Annotated in this window: 14 protein-coding genes and 1 pseudogene; 9 read left to right on the forward strand and 6 right to left on the reverse strand. The window is 48.2% G+C overall.

Annotation, left to right across the window (positions count from 1 at the left end):
* Positions 1 to 2: 2 nt before the first annotated feature.
* Together N7E60_RS08235 and N7E60_RS08240 are read right to left on the reverse strand one after the other, a co-directional pair.
* Positions 3 to 1,517: a SulP family inorganic anion transporter gene (locus N7E60_RS08235; RefSeq protein WP_077455651.1), complete on the reverse strand. Its 1,515-nt coding sequence runs from the start codon at positions 1,515 to 1,517 to the stop codon at positions 3 to 5.
* A gap of 283 nt (positions 1,518 to 1,800) precedes the next feature.
* Complete coding sequence (locus tag N7E60_RS08240; protein WP_269597122.1) at positions 1,801 to 3,006, reverse strand: MFS transporter; 1,206 nt, start codon at positions 3,004 to 3,006, stop codon at positions 1,801 to 1,803.
* A gap of 288 nt (positions 3,007 to 3,294) precedes the next feature.
* Here N7E60_RS08240 and N7E60_RS08245 point away from each other — a divergent pair, with 288 nt between their 5' ends.
* The 4 genes from N7E60_RS08245 (at position 3,295) to N7E60_RS08260 (ending at position 6,765) form a co-directional block, all read left to right on the forward strand.
* On the forward strand, positions 3,295 to 4,308 hold the full coding sequence (locus tag N7E60_RS08245) for a Preprotein translocase subunit SecY (protein WP_269597123.1): 1,014 nt from the start codon (positions 3,295 to 3,297) through the stop codon (positions 4,306 to 4,308).
* 106 nt (positions 4,309 to 4,414) lie between these two features.
* Positions 4,415 to 5,211 (forward strand): IS5 family transposase gene (locus tag N7E60_RS08250; protein WP_269597063.1). Its coding sequence is split into 2 segments (ribosomal slippage): positions 4,415 to 4,753 and positions 4,756 to 5,211, totalling 795 coding nucleotides; the frame shifts between segments, so codons are not numbered across the junction.
* Positions 5,212 to 5,725: 514 nt separating this feature from the next.
* On the forward strand, positions 5,726 to 6,448 hold the full coding sequence (locus N7E60_RS08255; protein ID WP_269597125.1) for an AzlC family ABC transporter permease: 723 nt from the start codon (positions 5,726 to 5,728) through the stop codon (positions 6,446 to 6,448).
* Positions 6,445 to 6,765, forward strand: coding sequence for an AzlD domain-containing protein (locus N7E60_RS08260; RefSeq protein ID WP_269597127.1), 321 nt, complete (start codon positions 6,445 to 6,447; stop codon positions 6,763 to 6,765). Before N7E60_RS08255 ends, N7E60_RS08260 begins: the two co-directional genes overlap by 4 nt.
* Before the next feature lie 128 nt (positions 6,766 to 6,893).
* Here N7E60_RS08260 and N7E60_RS08265 read toward each other — a convergent pair.
* From N7E60_RS08265 to N7E60_RS08275, 3 genes and pseudogenes are all read right to left on the reverse strand, one after another.
* Positions 6,894 to 7,169: pseudogene (locus N7E60_RS08265) on the reverse strand (YrhK family protein).
* Between the two features lie 23 nt (positions 7,170 to 7,192).
* Positions 7,193 to 7,426 (reverse strand): DUF3955 domain-containing protein, encoded by a 234-nt coding sequence (locus N7E60_RS08270; RefSeq protein WP_269597129.1) that lies wholly within the window; start codon positions 7,424 to 7,426, stop codon positions 7,193 to 7,195.
* A gap of 123 nt (positions 7,427 to 7,549) precedes the next feature.
* Complete coding sequence (locus tag N7E60_RS08275) at positions 7,550 to 9,433, reverse strand: methyl-accepting chemotaxis protein (protein ID WP_269597130.1); 1,884 nt, start codon at positions 9,431 to 9,433, stop codon at positions 7,550 to 7,552.
* Positions 9,434 to 9,832: 399 nt separating this feature from the next.
* On the opposite strand from N7E60_RS08275, the gene N7E60_RS08280 reads away from it, so the two are divergent.
* On the forward strand, positions 9,833 to 11,377 hold the full coding sequence (locus N7E60_RS08280) for a DUF3369 domain-containing protein (protein ID WP_269597131.1): 1,545 nt from the start codon (positions 9,833 to 9,835) through the stop codon (positions 11,375 to 11,377).
* A gap of 134 nt (positions 11,378 to 11,511) precedes the next feature.
* Here N7E60_RS08280 and N7E60_RS08285 read toward each other — a convergent pair whose 3' ends face one another.
* Positions 11,512 to 12,492 (reverse strand): ABC transporter substrate-binding protein, encoded by a 981-nt coding sequence (locus N7E60_RS08285; RefSeq protein WP_269597134.1) that lies wholly within the window; start codon positions 12,490 to 12,492, stop codon positions 11,512 to 11,514.
* Positions 12,493 to 12,616: 124 nt separating this feature from the next.
* Here N7E60_RS08285 and N7E60_RS08290 point away from each other — a divergent pair, with 124 nt between their 5' ends.
* Genes N7E60_RS08290 through nrtS form a run of 4 tightly spaced genes read left to right on the forward strand, consistent with a single transcriptional unit; the run spans position 12,617 to position 17,769 of the window.
* Positions 12,617 to 14,593: a sensor histidine kinase gene (locus tag N7E60_RS08290; protein ID WP_269597136.1), complete on the forward strand. Its 1,977-nt coding sequence runs from the start codon at positions 12,617 to 12,619 to the stop codon at positions 14,591 to 14,593.
* On the forward strand, positions 14,590 to 16,548 hold the full coding sequence (locus N7E60_RS08295; protein ID WP_269597137.1) for a PAS domain-containing sensor histidine kinase: 1,959 nt from the start codon (positions 14,590 to 14,592) through the stop codon (positions 16,546 to 16,548). Before N7E60_RS08290 ends, N7E60_RS08295 begins: the two co-directional genes overlap by 4 nt.
* Before the next feature lie 43 nt (positions 16,549 to 16,591).
* Positions 16,592 to 17,521: an HD-GYP domain-containing protein gene (locus N7E60_RS08300; RefSeq protein WP_269597138.1), complete on the forward strand. Its 930-nt coding sequence runs from the start codon at positions 16,592 to 16,594 to the stop codon at positions 17,519 to 17,521.
* Positions 17,521 to 17,769 carry a nitrate/nitrite transporter NrtS gene (gene nrtS, locus N7E60_RS08305; protein WP_269597139.1) on the forward strand — a complete coding sequence of 83 codons (249 nt, stop codon included), beginning with the start codon at positions 17,521 to 17,523 and terminating at the stop codon, positions 17,767 to 17,769. The genes N7E60_RS08300 and nrtS overlap by 1 nt, the downstream gene beginning before the upstream one ends.
* Positions 17,770 to 17,808 lie beyond the last annotated feature (39 nt).

Consider the following 17,808-nt stretch of genomic DNA (forward strand, 5'->3'; position numbering starts at 1 on the left):
CCTTAGTGGCCACCCATCATTTTTTCTACTTCTTCCGGCTTATCGTGCACGCCGAACTTATCGACGATGGTCGCCGTCGCATCATTCATACCCACGATGTTAACTTCAGTGCCTTCACGACGGAATTTAATCACCACCTTGTCGAGTACAGACACGGACGTAATATCCCAGAAGTGCGCTGCAGAAAGGTCGATGGTGACACGCTCCACCGCTTCTTTGAAGTCAAACGATGATAAAAATTGATCTGACGAGGCAAAAAAGACTTGGCCAACAACGCGATACGTGCGCTCGTCGCCATTGTCTGCATTGTCGCTTTTGACCACCATAAAACGACCAATCTTGTTGGCGAAAAATAGCGCCGCGAGTAACACACCCACAAACACACCAATCGCCAAGTTATGGGTGAATACAACCACAGCAACGGTCGTCAGCATAACGATATTGGTCGACAGTGGGTGCGACTTCAGATTAATGATGGACTCCCAAGAGAAGGTACCGATCGAAACCATAATCATGACCGCGACCAACGCAGCCATCGGAATCTGGCTAATCCAATCGCTGAGGAACACCACCATGATTAGCAGCAAAGTACCGGCGATAAAGGTCGATAGACGTCCGCGGCCACCCGATTTCACGTTGATAACGGACTGACCAATCATCGCACAACCGGCCATACCACCAAGAAAACCGGTCGCAATGTTAGCCACACCTTGGCCTTTACATTCACGGTTTTTATCGCTGCTGGTATCGGTCAAATCGTCCACGATAGTGGCGGTCATCATCGATTCCAACAGACCAACCACCGCCAGTCCCGCAGAGTATGGGAAGATAATCGCCAGCGTGTCCCAGTTTAGCGGTACGTCCGGCCACAAGAATACAGGTAAGGTATCCGGCAGCTCACCCATATCTCCGACAGTACGTAAATCAAGGTTGTATGTCATCGCGATACCGGTAAGGACCAAAATACACACCAACGGAGAAGGAATGGCTTTACCAATACGCGGGATATAAGGGAACAAATAGATAATGCCAAGGCCCGCTAACGTCATTGGGTAGACATGCCAGAGGATATCGCCCTCGCGCATGATCTCGGGGCCAAACAGCTCAGGGAGTTGCGCCATAAAAATCAAAATCGCCAAGGCGTTCACAAACCCTGTCACCACTGAGCGCGAGACAAAACGCATCAGGTTGCCGAGTTTTAGATAACCCGCACCGATCTGCAGAATACCGGTTAGCACGGTAGCGGCAAGTAAGTATTGCAAGCCATGCTCTTTCACCAAGGTGACCATCAGCAATGCCATCGCACCGGTGGCTGCCGAGATCATACCCGGACGACCGCCTACAAAGGCAATGATCACGGCGATACTGAACGAGGCATACAGACCGACTTTGGGATCAACGCCGGCAATAATCGAAAAGGCAATCGCTTCAGGAATCAAAGCCAATGCCACTACGATACCCGCGAGGATATCGCCGCGTACATTGGAGAACCAATCACGCTGAATTCTATCTATCATGAACGTCTCTATAAATTGGGATTAAAAAGTGATGTCGCGTTCTGATCTCGGGCCTGCTGCAACCCAGAAAATCAAAAGGCGTGATCCTAGTCAGTTATTAACCAAGCGTCAACCGTCACATTTTTATCAAAAAAATACGTTATCCATATAAATCATAGAGTTAATGAGTCTCTGTGGTATTTTTAACGTAGATTTATTTCAATCTTTTCGCCAACCCCTTTTTTCGCTTGTTTTTGACCATCAGACAAGGTTGGTTTTCGTACATTACGCTCAGCGCTGCGGTTTATAGGCGTGGATAGACGGGGACCAGCAACACGGTAAAGGAAAGAATCATTCCAATGAGTGCATAAGTCATCTCATTAAGCGTCCAGCCGATATCGATAACAATACCAAACACCCAAGGCGCTAACGCGGTGGAAAGGATCATCATGCCTGTCACCAAAGAACGAATGGCACCAATATGCGAGACTCCGTACATTTCCGCCCATAAGGTATTAATCACCGGATTGGTTGCACCAATCGCTAAACCAAAAAGGCACATAAAAAGCGGCGCCGCTAAGGTGTGATTGACGTTGGCAATCACCATCAACCCGAGCAACAGTGGAATGGGGATTAAGATAAGTACATTTCGCGAACGGTATTTATCAATCAAGCTGCCTGATATCACTGAACTTAGCCAATGCACGGCACCGTAAAATACGAAACTGCCTGCTAGCACGCTAGGTGTCCACCGTTTCGCTTCTAGGATAAAGTCCTGTTGGATAAATACGCCGGTGACCAAAAACGGCGTCACCAAGGCTATCGGTATGATCATCCAAAACCGCCAGTCGCGAATAACTTGACGCCGACTCGCATCACTGGCGTGGTTTTGATTATCTGCCTCAATACGCGTCCGTTTAAGATCTGCTTTTCTGACTAGCAATAACACTAATGGTAAAAACACCACTAACAGGGTGGCGCCAATGAACAACCAGCTTTCACGCCAGCCTAAAAACGCGATTAAGCCAATGACGATTGAGGGTAAAACCACCTCGCCAATGGCGACACCACTGCCGACCAAGCTAATGGCTTTACCTTTATCCTGCTGCGCACGCTTAATCACAGTGGCTTGCGCAATGTGAGGTAAAAAACCTTGTCCGCAAAAACGCAGTAAGAAAAAAACCAGCAGCAGCTCTACCACACTATCAACCGAATACATCAACGCACACGCGACCATGAGTAACGTGGCAAAAAAGATCAGTAATTTGTCGACCCGCACCCGATCGACCACACCACCAAAGCTAATCACCAACACACTGCTGGTCATGGTCGCAATAGCGTAAACCCCGCCGTAGGTTGCATCGCTCAACAACAGCGCATCTTTAATACTGCTGCCATACCAACTGATGAAAAACGATTGACCAATGTTGCCAAAAAAGATCGATAGAAAGCCAAAGGCAATTAACGGCCATTGGTGCTTAATTAATGTCACATACGATCGCGCTAGCATACGCCCCCGTTGTCCCCTGTCATTCCATTTTGAAACGTCATATATCAACACGCCTTCAAGGGTTTACTTAATGCATGAGATGAAAGCTGACTATGACATGCCTGCACGGAAGAAGAAATGAAACCCGACCTGCTTGCGTCGGTTTTGTGATGCCTTTTAATCCATATTGGCGATGAATCAATCGCTTATTCATGTTTTCACCGCTTACTGACACACAAACGGACTGAGATGCGCTAGGCTTTGCGCCCTCTCAATATCACAGACAATAACAACAATATGAATCCAGTCATGTCAGCGCCAACCAAGATGGCGTTACGCTTCCCAAAAGGGCGATTCGCCATGTTGAGTGTGTACAGCTTTACCGGTGCCGCTATTGTGGCTTCTACCATTTTTTCCCTGCTGCTGTTCTTATCCCTTGACGACAACCCGCTAATGCAATGGTTGTTCGGGGCATTGGCAGTGATTTTTGAAGCGGGTAAGTTTTACGCATGGTACGAGTTTGGTGAGCGCCGGGCGCACGGCAACTATGTGGGTGCCTTATCAGCCTTGGCTTTTTATCTCATTTTGGCCTTAATCTCGATTGGAGGCAGTATTGGCGGTATCAATAGTGCCACCAATGCTGCGCAAAGTGAGCAGCGCCAAGCCCAAGCGCAGATTGACGCTTATAATCGGCAAATCGACGCTATCGAGCAACAAATCACATTGAATAATCAAGCCGCTGAGCGTTATATCGAATTGGATAGAATTGCGACTGGTGTGGCGCGATTACAAAAAGAAAACAACCAATTACGTAAAGAGCAACAGCAGCTCGCGTTCGAGCGCGATAGTTTGCCCGCAGTGGCACAGGGATCCATCTTGGGGTTGATTAGCAACCTTGCTAACACATTAGGCATCAGCGCCGATCAAGCCCAATCTTGGCTGGTGATTTTTCTCTCTGTGTTGCTAGATTTGTTCGCCGCTTTCTTTGTCGGCGTGATTGGTGAAGAGCAGCGTTTCCGCCATTGGTATCGTCATCCGCATGCCACGCCTCCTACGCCAGTGAACACCAAGGCGTTTCCTCGTGCCAATGAGATAAACGCGGAATCCACCACGCCGGATTCAGCGTCTCCTCACGAGGATGCGGATGCGCCTTATGCCGATATCAAAGCCGCGTTAGCCGCCAAAACGCTACGTTGTAGCAAGAAAGCCGTAATGGCGGAGTATGCGCTCAGCCAAGAGGCTGTCGATGCCCTATTTACCCACTTACAACAACAGGGATTGGTCGCCAAAAAGCCGAACCACCATTATCACTGGGTGGGTTAAGCCACCAACATCAATATACCACTGAGTATCATGGCGGGAAGCCCACTTAGAACCTATCTCAATAGGTGTTGTCTGAGTAAATCAACACCTATTGAAAATACTGTAAATGAATTCGACACAATACCTAATCTCTGACGCCCTTTGGGCAAAAATTGAGCCGCTTTTACCAATCCACAAGACGAACCATCCTCTAGGAACACATCGAAAGAGAGTCGATAATCGTGATGCCATGAACGGCATCCTCTTTGTTCTCAGAACTGGTTGTCAGTGGAATGCGCTTAACGCGACAGGTATTTGTTCCTCTAGCTCTGCACATCGTCGTTTTCAAGAGTGGCGAGATGCAGGAGTCTTTGAGCGATTTTGGCAAAATGGCCTGATTTACGAAGGGGTTGATTGGAGTTCCATATCAATGGACGGGTGCCAAACTAAAGCACCTTTAGCTGGCTCAAAAAAACAGGTAAGAACCCAACAGACCGTGCGAAACAAGGCGTAAAACGCAGTTTGTTGACGGATGCGAATGGATTGCCACTGGCTGTTGTTAGCGATGGCGCAAACGTCCACGACATTAAGCTGGTACTTCAAACATTAGATGCACTAGAGTGTTATCGGCCGCCGCTGAAAGTACCTTTGTACCTAGACAAAGGTTATACAGGCCAGTGGTTACATGATGAACTGGTTGCTTTGAACTACATTCCCCATGTTCAATCACGTGCTGAAGAGGCCGCGAGCTTGAAGCAATCGGATGATTTTAAGGCTCATCGTTGGGTTGTGGAGCGAACTCATAGCTGGCTAAACCGTTATCGTAGATTGCTTGTTCGTTGGGAAAAGAAAATCGAAAACTACGAGGCCATGTTGCATTTTGCTTGTGGCCTCATTGTTTGGAATAAATCCCTTTTGGGATAGGTTCTTAAAAGCAGCCACAGTCCGAGCTTGTCATCGGGCGGTGACGATGAATCGATCACCATCGCGTGTTGTTGAGCCGTGAGCGCCCGCCGTGTTACTGAATCACGATACCAATAGCGGCTTTTGTAACGACTGTACGTCACAAGCCCCGCTGCCGACCAAACGAGCCCCCCGACGTAAAATGCACCATCCCCAAACGTCGTCAATGTTATCCACCCCGCCTGCCATGCACCAACCACAGCGGCACTGGCTATTGCCGTTGACACTAACCAAACATAGAGAAAATGCACGCTTGGCGATGTTGATCCCTTCAGGCGATGCGGTGCTTTCATCGTGTTTCCTTTCTGTGTCTTAGTGAGCCACTCTGGCTGTTGATAATCCCATCTCTTTGCGGCATGGCGGTGATGTGATACAAACATCTGGTAAGTTTGTTAATCAGTACGTTACCTGACCTTTTAGCACCTTACCGATAAAAACAATTTATAACTAAGCAAATACAACAAAAAGGTGATCTATGCATAAGGCTGCACAAGAGGTGCATGCGCCTGAGGCATCAGTATGGCGCGCATTAGGCGATGTGAGTCCGTTGTGCCTCGCCGTCCTGCCTTGGGGGATACTCTGCGGTTCATTAGGGCTGCAAATGGGATTCAGTGCGCTACAAACACAAGCCATGTCATTACTGGTTTTTGCAGGGGCGGTGCAATTGTCGGGCACCATGATGGTGGGCAATGCAGCGGGCTTACCGGCGGTGCTCGGTTCTACACTGGTAATTAGCGCACGGCACCTTCTCTATGGTGCCCACTTTCGTCAGTACATTACTCCCTTGCCACTTAAGTGGCGTCTCGGCCTCGGTTTTTTACTGACTGATGAGATGTATGCGCTTTCAACCGCACACACCAACAAGCATGGTAGATTTTCTAAACACTACGCCCTGTATACGGGCGCCGCATTTTATGTCGGTTGGAACCTTGCCACCTTAGCAGGGATTCTCGCCGGTTCTCAATTGAAAGCCTTGGAATCCATCGGGCTCGACTTTGCCATTGCGGCCACCTTTATCGCACTGACCGTGCCCAGTATAAAAACCCGCCCCGTGCTGCTTTGTGCCTTGGCGAGCGGTGTCAGTATGCTGCTATTCACCTATTACCACATCCCCAATGCGTTAATCATTGCAACCGGCGTAGGTATGGTCGCGGGGCTAATGGCTGAGTCTCTACCGACACGGAGGGCAGCAACATGAGTTACTGGTTTATCATTGTCGCGATGGCGCTGATCACCTTCTCGGTACGTTATCTGTTGCTTGCACGAAGTATCCCTGTACGCATAGGTCCGCGGTTACAACGACTCCTGACCTACTCTGCACCGGCGGTCCTGACCGCGCTATGGGTACCGATTGTCTTTTTCCCTGAAGGACACCTCTCTGTCACCTTAACCAATCCTTACTTATTAAGTGCACTTTTAGCGATCGGTTTAGCCTGTACACGTTTATCCACCTTGTTAGTGGTCGGGCTATCGATTGGCTTTTTTATTGCCCTTCAGCTCTGGATTCTGGGATAAATAGCGATAATAAACCAACCAGTGCGATGCCACCATAGCAAGAGGCAGGGTCATCACCCTGCCTCTTGGGTTTATTCGCCTCTTGGCTCAGAGGCTAATGAATTTATAATTGATTGAGTAACCGTTGGTTATGCTGTGTTCTGTGCCCGTTGTTGCACGCGCGAGACATGGACCAAACTCATCAACTTGATACTCGGTTTTAACAGCAGCTACGCGCTCCCAACAATGAAAAGCCAGGTACCACTCTCCATCAATGCATCGTTTAAGAAGAAAAAACTGCCAATCAAAAACCAAATCGCGATTAAAAGGTCGTTAAAGGCCCCACACGCCTCATAACGACGTTGAATCACCAAATGTTTATTACCGATATCAATATCCAGTTCTCGGCCGTGACGTTCAATCATGTTGCCTCCTCTGGACCTTGGTATCAGCAATCGAGGTGTTGGCGTTTAACGATCAATACCGTTTGCACCATTTTAAACGCAAAAATCACCGCGCTCACCGCGAGGAATAGCCATGCAAGAGGGATAAACGCAAAGGGTTCTTGCAGCATGCCGTTGGCAGCGATGTTCGGAGTGGATAAATTGAACGCTAAGAGGCATCCAATGCCAAGCAGAAAGAAGATAAATGAGGTACGAAAATTTCGTAATAGGGTTAGCATAAAACCTTTTTGTTGTTGCTTCAGTGCTTAGTGTGACCAATCTCACTGAATAAAGTTCAGTTTTATCTTCATTTTTTTCAAAAAAGCTGGCTACCCTTAATGTCAGGGTAGCCAGATGTGCGTTTAAAGTTTGTAGGTTGCCACTTTTTCGCTAAGGTTCGCCGCTTGAATACGCAACCCATCCGCCTCTTCAGACGCATCGTTCGCACTATGAACAAGATGCTCAGACACATCTTTAATTGAGGTAATATTTTGCGTGATCTCGCTAGTCACATGGGTTTGTTCTTCAGCAGCCGTTGCAATTTGAGTCGCCATATCGCTAATTTGGTTAACCGCCGCGTCAATCTCACTCAATGCCGCAGTGGCTTTATCAGCGTCCGCGACTGAATCACCCGCCAGTGATGAACTGCTTTCCATAATAGAAACGGCATTGGCTGTGGTGGTTTGCAATGTCTCAATCGTGGATTTAATTTCTTCAGTCGATGCATGGGTGCGCTGAGACAAGATGCGCACTTCATCGGCAACTACCGCAAAACCACGGCCCTGTTCGCCTGCACGCGCCGCCTCAATCGCCGCATTCAGCGCCAACAAATTGGTTTGCTCAGCAATATCTTGAATGGTCGACAGAACGGTCGAGATTTCTTGGGAGTGACTATCCAACTCCGCCACGATGGTACTGGCCTGCTTCAACTCATCGGCCAAGCGCGTAATTGACGTCTTGGTGTTCTCCACCACCGCCCGACCATTATTGGTGCTTGCGGTTGAATCTTGTGCGGTGCTTGCGGTGTGCTCTGCATGAGAGGCAATTTCCTGCGTCGCCGAGGCCAGTTCTGTCACGGCCGTCGCCACCATGGTAATTTCTTGTTGTTGCTGATTAATATCATCCACATTGCGTTGTGCACGATCGGTACTGCTTTTTGATTGCGATGTCAGCTGACCGGCCTGCTCTCGAATATGGCTGATGAGTTGGTGCATACTTCCGACGAAAGTATTGAAATTGTGCGCCAACTGCCCGACCTCATCTTCACTCTCTACTTCAATCCGCTGGGTCAAATCACCGCTACCATGGGCAATTTGCTCAAGCGCATTCGACACATTGGTCAGTGGTTTAAACAGGACGTTAACCAGCAGGTTAAATAACAAAGTACACGCAATCACCACCCCGATGGTCACGGCGATTTGTCCCCATACCGCATCGAACAAAGGCGCTACCAGCGAGTCATAATTGATCACTGTGACCGTCATTAACCCTGTATCGGCAATCGGTTTGGCATACACCACACTTTGCTCACCGTTCACCTCTGCCATGAGATCTTGGCCCGAATTAGCGGCATTTTTTATCGTACTTAACGATAGGCCTAAATCACTGACGGGTTGGTTAAGAAGATCCGTATTGGCATGGGTAAAGATGTTGCCATCGCCATTGGCAATAAACATATAACCACGCCCAGGTAGGATAACCTTCTCAAGCCCCTCAATGATGTCGCCAATTTCAACGTCAGCACCCAGCACCACCATGTCGCCACCCAGTTGCAAGGCTTTCCCTAATGAGACCACATTGGCGCCCGTTGCTGCGGCTACCGTAGGGTTATCCATAAACACACTGGACGGATCGGCTTTGGCGTTGATATACCAACCCCATTTACGCGGATCATCATTACCGGGTGGGAGGACCACACCATTGGCGTTGTCTTGACTACCATCTGGATACGCGAGGAACACATTATCAAACCCACCCGAATCGCGAACCTGTTTTAGGTGCGTCACAATGCTATTAAGGTTGGCTTCACTACTTAGCGACGTCATCGCACGTTCTTTCGACACGATCCAATCGGCCACATATTGGTTATATGAGGCCGTCGTGCTTTCGAGACGTTGCGATACCTCGGTATCAAGCCGTGATAGTGACGCCCGAAATGAGAGAGCTTCAACCAATAAGCCACCAATGATGATGGCGACACTCGCCGATAGCGCAAGCTTATTTTTTAATGAAAGTTTTTTAAACATAACTGCCTTGTTTGTTTATCAAAGTCTGATTGTGATTGTTGTCTAGTCAGTAAAACAGTGATCACAAAAACCCGCAAAACCGCTTATTGTCAAATGGTATACGCATCACAACAATCTTACTGATGCGTTACGCAACACGTTGAATGACGGCGCTGTTTTGTCTGCCAAACCGCCAAACTTGTGCAATCGACTACATCCGATAAGCGGGTGCGTTCTCCAGGGTATCAAAGGCAAATAGAGCTGTTATGTGCTAGATCAGTGATATCTAATGACGTATCGAAACGAACTCACTAATGCAGCAATATGATTCTCATTGAGTGCGTTATCCCAACTCGCAACTTTTATTTTGCTCAACTACGCTTTAGTTAATTAAGAAGTACGCGAATAGAGGCGAAGATCATGGACTTGTTTGCGGATCTGCGTGACAACGCATCTCCATCCCCACCAGAAGCGAATCAGGCTTCCACTCACGAGCCTTGGCGTATTCTGTTGGTGGATGATGATGATTTGATGCACGAGGTGACGCGCTTGGCGTTAACAGGGTTTACGTTTCAAGATCGCCCGCTCGAGATTTTATCGGCATTATCAGGGCAAGAAGCAAAAGACATTCTCGCAAAAGAGGAAGGTATCGCCCTGGCACTTGTGGATGTGGTGATGGAAACCGAGCACGCTGGTTTAGATCTGGTGCGATATATCCGCGATGAGAAAAATGACCACGTGATCCGGTTAGTATTGCGGACTGGCCAAGCGGGACAAGCCCCCGAAGACAGAGTCATCCGCGAATACGATATTGACGATTACAAAGAAAAAACTGAACTCACCACCCAAAAGCTAAAAACCTTACTCTACTCGATGCTGCGCTCTTATCGCGATTTGTGCATGATTGAGGAGCAAAAACAAGGATTAAAGCGGGTGATTGAGGCGTCGGCCAACGTCCAAAACACTACTAACCTGCAACACTATGCGACCGCGGTGTTGGAGCAACTTACCTCATTGCTACACATTCATGACTCAGCCTTTTACTGCGTGGTACAACCTCGCCCTGGCGCAGAAGAGTCACGCGCACTGACCCTCGCCGCGACAGGGGAATACGTCGATTGCTACAGTGAATGTGCGTTTGAGAAGTTGCCTAAAACAGTTTCAGAGCGTTGCCAACAAGCCCTGAACAAACAACAAAGCATCCAATTTGATGATGGGTTTGTGCTGTTCCATCGTGACGAGGAGGATGTTGAATTTCTCCTGTACGTGAATCACGCGAAAACACTCTCCGAGCTCGACCAACATTTGCTGAAAATATATATGCAAAACATTGGGCTCACGTTCGAGAATCTCAGCCTGATGGTGGATTTACGTGAAACCTCCAAAGAGCTGGTTTACAACCTCGCCAATGCGGTGGAGGCGCGGAGTAAAGAAACGGGGGCGCACGTGCAAAGGGTGTCTTTGTTCTGTGAACGTCTCGCTGAGCTTTATGGTCTGAGTGAGCAAGAGGCCACCATGATTAAACACGGCTCACCTCTGCATGATGTGGGCAAAGTAGCTATCCCTGATGCCATTTTGCACAAACCTGGCAAACTCGATGCTGACGAGTGGGAGATCATGCAAAAACATGTGGAATATGGTGTTGAAATTCTAAGCCATTCCAAACGCCGTTTAATTTTGGTTGCCAAAGAAATCGCCGCGACTCACCATGAAAAATGGGATGGCTGTGGTTATCCCAATAAATTGGCAGGGGAAAACATCCCTGTCAGTGGACGGATTTCTGCATTGGCCGACGTGTTTGATGCACTCGGGTCAAAACGGTCCTATAAAGATGCGTGGACTGATGACGACATTCGTAACGAGCTGGTCGCGCAGCGCGGCAAACATTTTGAGCCCAAACTGGTCGACTTACTGATCGATAACTGGGACGACTTTATTGCAATCCGCGAAGCGCATCCAGACTAACCGTATGCTTTTACCCAGCAATCAAAACGCGCCGTCTGAGCGCGTTTTTTGTGCGTGTTATCCAAAGCGATTGCTTATCCCAAAATGTGCTGACCAACGGCATCGTCAGCACTTAGGCTTTGACCCTCACGCCATCAATCAATGTTTTGCCACCGTGAGGAAGGCGTCAACGACCAGCGTTCCATTTCACTGGCACTATAAATCGCACGTCCTTGGCGACCAATTTGAATCGGTATCGTGCTTGCGTCAGCACCAGCATTAATTTGTTTAACAAGATCGGCTGCATGCTGGCCTTGTGACTCACCAAATAACACGACACCGCCAGACGTCTTTCCTTTGCCTACGGAAAAATCCCAAAAACCAAAGGTCGGCACCTCCACATGTTGATTGGTCCAACTAAGTACCTGATTTGAATCAACATTGTTTCCTTCACTATCCACCAAGGTTTGATATAAGCCGACAATCACTGCATCAAAGCCACCGGATTGTGTGGCGGCGATTTCTCGTTGCCAGCCTTGAAAGGTCACGGCATTCACGATGTCGATTTCAATACCCAAGCTGCGGCGAATTTGCTCGTACTGACGCAATATATACTCGGCAGCAATTTCGGAAGTCACCCCCGAATCGAACATCACTTTTACTTTGATGTTTTTCTTACCTAGCAGCATGCTGATTTCACGCATATTCCGTACAAATAACGGCAACTCCAGCACACCCGTGACTTTTGCCTGCCCCTCATATTCGGCAAGTAAATGGCGAGGGTTCGAGTTAATCCCTAAAAATACAATCGAGATAGGCTCGTCATAGAGCCTTGGCAATATGTATTTCAGCGCATTGTCATCACCAAGCACCACAATCTCAGGCTTGGTTGCTTGGTATGCGGCAAAGGCTTTATCCGCCTGCTTTTCAAACTCACTGGGCGGCAATCGCTTGGTATCCATTTCAAACCGAGATAGCGTGTAATCACTGCCCAATGTCCTCTCTAAACCGGCGATATAGCTTTTATCCCAATCATAGCCGTAGTGATAGCTTTCAATCAGCATCACGTTAGTCGCCCATGCAGAAGCGGTGACGCACAGCAAAAAGCTAGTGAGTGCTTTAATCAACAAGTGCATGATGCTCTCCTCAATAATCTGACTTTTTTAGTGTAGGCGAGTCAAGACAGACAACCTTGCCATTGCAAACAGTTTTTTCATCTACACTTAAATTTTATTTCTCGCCATCGATGATCGTAGACGTATGAGCAAAAGCCATAAATTCGATGAAAGTATCCGCAATCCCTTCTTCAGCCTCGTGGGCCGTCGAATTTTGCTGATCATGATTTTGCTCAGTGGCTTTTTCACCGTTTTTACCACGCTTTTGCAAACCTATTGGGACTATAACGACGCATTCAATAATGTCGAAAGTCGCCATTATGAAATCGAAAATATTCATGCCGACTTATTGGCAAGCTCACTGTGGATTTATGATCTGAGTAGTGTACAAGAGCGTTTAGATGGCCTCGTTAACCTGCCCCATGTGAACTACCTTTCCGTACGTTCAGAGAATTATTTGTTCGAAGCGGGTTCACCGGTTGAAGTAAGCAAACTTGTTAATGAATATCCGTTGGAATATGACGACCCAGATACAGGACGTACACAGCGTATCGGGACGATTTATGTCGAATCCGACACAAACACGATTTATGCCCACCTGATTCAGCAGTTCTTCCTCACGCTTTTGCTCAACGCGATTAAGACCTTGCTGGTGTGTTATCTGATTCTACTGGTCTTTCACCACACCGTGAGTCAGCGTGTGTTTCATGTCGCGCAATTCTTGCGCGGTTATAACCCGTTAGATCCAGGGCAGAAGAAACTAGCGCTCCCGAGAAAAAAATACATCATGGAAAAGGAAGACGAGCTGGATTGGCTCGCCGCGGAAACCAATAAAATTACCGACAACATGTCAACGCTGTATCGCAACATCATGCTAGAGCGAGAGCGCCTTTCTGATTTCACCCATGTGTCCTCGGATTGGCTGTGGGAAACCGATGCCGACCTCAAACTCACTTTTTGCTCTGACCCGATGCGTCACGCTTTGGGTATCGATGCTAAACACTTTCCCTATTTGCATGACGTGCTCACCACCATTGGTTGTAATCAATTCATTGGTAATTTGCAGCGTCAGCAAGATTTTGCGATGTGTGAAGAAATCATCCAAATTGATAATGACACCCGCTATTTCGTCTTTCAGGCACTCGCCCACTATGGTGTTGATGGATTTCGTGGGTTCCGCGGAACTGGTATCGATATTACGGAGCTCAAAAAGACCCAATTTGAGCTCGAAACGTTAAACCAGAACCTCGAAGTCACGGTCGATGAACGCACCCGTGAGCTACAAGAAAGCATGGAGAGACTAAAGGCAGCGCAGGATCAATTGGTGGAGTCCGAGAAGTTAGCCGCGCTAGGGAGCTTGGTGGCTGGCGTTGCGCACGAAGTGAATACCCCGCTAGGCATTGCAGTCACCGCCTCCTCGGTGGTGAAAGAAATCACCACGACGCTCAACGATGCCTTCAAGGAAAAGACACTGACGAGCGCTCAGTTTGCGTCACTGATGAAGCAGGTAGATGACAGTATCAACATGCTCGAGCACAACCTAAATCGCGCGTCTCATTTGATTCGCGACTTCAAGCAAACCGCCGTCGACCAAGTTTCAGAAGCACATACTGAATTTGATGTAAAAAGAACCATCAATGCACTTATTGCCAGTTTACATCCTGAAACGCGTAAAGTGCCCGTCGAGCCGATAGTGAAGGGCGAGGAAAAAGTCATCATGCACAGCCTTCCCGGCGTGCTCACTCAAGTTATTTCCAATTTGGTCATGAACAGTATTAATCATGCATTCGACGATACCAACACACCACAAATTCTGATTGAGTTTGAACGCCAAGATGAGCACCTCTATCTGTGCTACCAAGACAACGGCTGTGGCGTTCCCGAAGAGTTGCATCAACGCATTTTTGAGCCCTTTTATACCAGCAAACGCGGACGTGGTGGCTCAGGGCTTGGACTCAATTTGGTTTTTAACTTGGTCAAGCAAAAGCTACAAGGCGAGTTACAGTTTGAATCGACGCCCGGAGAAGGCGCCAAGTTTATGTTTTTAATTCCGTTGAACCTCGCCAATATCACTTCGCAACAACAACGCGAAGATGATCAGCATACGATAGGGAAGCAATGAGTCAACTGCAGAAGTTTGAGGAGAGCATTAATCACCCGCTGTTCAGCATTGTCGGACGGCGGATCATCTTATTGATGGTGTTTTTGAGTAGCTTTTTTACCATCATGACGACCCTGCTGCAGCTTTCATGGGACTATGAAGAAGCGTTCGATAACGTCGATCGTCGTCACTACGAAATTGAAAATGTACATGCCGATTTGATTGCCTCCTCCCTGTGGGTTTTTGACTTGGTGAGTGCACAAAATCGCCTCGATGGGCTCGTGAACTTGCCTTATATCGACTATTTGTCAATTGAGTTCGATGGTGTCGTCCTTGATGCGGGTCAGCCTATTAGCCAGAACAGTGTGATGAGTAGCACCGAACTGATTTATTTTCATCCAGATACAGGGCGGCGCATTGAGTTAGGAACCCTATTTGTCGAGTCAGACGCTCAAAAAATCTACGACATTTTGTTACGTCAGTTCGTGATCACGCTACTCCTCAACGGTATAAAAACCCTGATTGTATGTTCTTTAATTTTGTGGGTGTTCCACCAAAGTGTCAGCCAGCGGGTCTTCTCTATTGCCAAACACCTGCGTCATTTTGATCCGTTAGCTCCCGTTCATCAGCCGCTGGAACTTAAGCATCGCAAGTTCATCATGGAAAGAGATGACGAACTTGACTGGCTTGCCGAAGAGACCAACAAAATTACCCAACGTATGGCAACCCTATACCAAAATATTATTTTGGAGCAGGAGCGTCTTGCGGACTTTACCAGCGCGTCATCAGATTGGTTGTGGGAAACCGATGCCGCACAGCGTCTCACATTTTGCTCAGATGCCATGCAGACAGCGCTTGATATTGATATACACAATACGCCCAAAATCCGCGATCTGCCTTTACTCGCGAACTGCCACTCGTTACTTGACCATCTAGAAGACTACGAGAACTTCACCATGTGTGAAGAGAAAATATTATTGAATAAGCGTCCTCATTACTTTGTTTTTCAGGGCATTGCTCACTTCAGCGATGAAGGATTTGTCGGTTTTCGCGGCACGGCAATTGATATCACCGAGCTAAAGCAAACCCAGCTTGAATTGCAACTACTGAACCAGAACTTGGAGAAAACCGTCCATGAACGGACTCAGGATCTTGAGCAAAGTATGGAAAACCTGAAAGCGGCACAGAATCAGTTAGTGGAATCAGAAAAGCTGGCTGCTTTGGGAAGTCTCGTTGCCGGTGTTGCGCATGAAGTGAACACGCCACTGGGGATCGCGGTGACTGCAAATTCCGTGATAAAAGAAGCGGTAGCCACACTCAATCATGCCTTCGCGGACCAATCCCTCACCAGTCAACAGTTTGAAGCGGTGATGAAGCAGATCGTCGATGGCTCCAACATGTTGGAAAACAACCTCAATCGTGCCGCCCGCTTGATTCGTGATTTCAAACAAACGGCCGTCGACCAAGTCTCAGAGAGCCGCAGTCAGTTTCGCGTCGTGCAAGCGCTAGACGCGCTGATGGGGAGTTTACGCCCTGAAACCAAAAAAGTGCCCGTCGTCCCCATTATCGAAGGTGATGCCAACCTAGAAATGAGTAGCTTGCCCGGAGTATTGACCCAAGTCGTCTCAAACTTGGTAATGAATAGCGTGCGGCACGCATTTGAGAATATCGAAAACCCAGAAATAAATGTTAAAGTCAGTGACTTAGGCGACGAAGTACAAGTCGTATACACCGATAATGGTGTAGGTGTACCACCTGAACTGCATCAGCGAATTTTTGAGCCTTTTTACACCAGTAAGCGAGGCAAAGGAGGCTCGGGGCTTGGCCTCAACTTAGTGTTTAATCTGGTTAGACAAAAGCTTCAAGGCAAACTCAGTTTTGACTCAGATATCAACCAAGGCGTGATGGTGGTGCTCACGTTACCGAAGTTCTTACAAGTATCCGCCCCATCGGAAAGCGAAAGCGTTTCACGATAAACCTGGTCTTATTCTCTACATCTGCTTAATAAAGGTACGCGTGATGAAATGGTTACGTCAGTGGCTGGCCGCCGCACCGAGCGATAAGCAAGCACAGCGCTTATTTCAAAGTCTGCTCACTTTGGCGTGGAGCGTGGAATCGAAAGACCCGTATACCGGTGGGCATCTTTGGCGAGTATCGCGTTTTGCTTACACACTGGCGAAAGAAGAAGGCTGGTCAGAGGAAGATCGCGCTGCGGTGACACTCGGAGGCTTTTTACACGACTTAGGTAAAGTCAGTGTGCCCGATGAGATCTTGCGCAAGACAGCTCGACTCACTGATGACGAGTTTGCCGTGATCCAGAACCACCCCAATGAAGGCTTGTATATCCTTGAAGGCCACCCTCTCGCTACTATTGTCAGTAATGCCGTTGGACTTCATCATGAACGCATTGATGGTAAAGGTTACCCCAATCAACTTCACGACCACCTTATCCCAGCCGATGCCAAGGTGATTGCCATTTGTGATGCGTTTGATGCAATGACCAGTCAACGCCCCTACCGCAATGCCATGCCAAAAGAAAAAGCCATTGCCATTATTGAAGAGAACCTCGGCACTCAGTTCGATGAAAAGCTGGGCGCGCGCTTCGTTGCGTTAGCCAAGGCCGGTAAACTGGATTCGATCATTGCGCACACCGACGAAGGGATCCCCTTATATCATTGCCCCACATGCGGCCCGACCATTACACGGTATCGCTCTGATAAATCAGGACACCTCCTACACTGCCCCGTTTGTTTGCAGCAAGCGAAACTGGTGAAGAACGACGGCGCTTACACCCTCGCGCCCACCGGGATTCAGCTTTCACCAGCTAAGCAGCGTCGCAAGCCTGATACGGCATTAATTCGTCGGGTGATCCAAGAAACCATCGATACAATCCCCACCCAAGCGCTACTTGCTCGGGCGAATGAACGTCATCTTGATCTGGACACCTGATGCAACCGCTCATCCGTATACTCGTAGAGCGAAGCTTGGTCATTAACGCGATCAAAATAGCTTTAGTGGTGGGGACAATACTCAACATTATCAATCAAGGCGATGCGCTGTGGGCCGATGGCTCATTTAGTATCGGCCATGCCCTACTCAACTATCTCGTCCCCTACAGTGTGGCAAGCTATAGCGCGGCAAAGTACCAACTCAACCAGTCAACAAGCCCTTCAGATAACACGGACAACGCCCCATAAAAAAGCCAGCATTCTGCTGGCTTTCATCCGAAAACAGCG

It is taken from the genome of Salinivibrio proteolyticus, assembly GCF_027286365.1.
Classification (GTDB): domain Bacteria; phylum Pseudomonadota; class Gammaproteobacteria; order Enterobacterales; family Vibrionaceae; genus Salinivibrio; species Salinivibrio proteolyticus.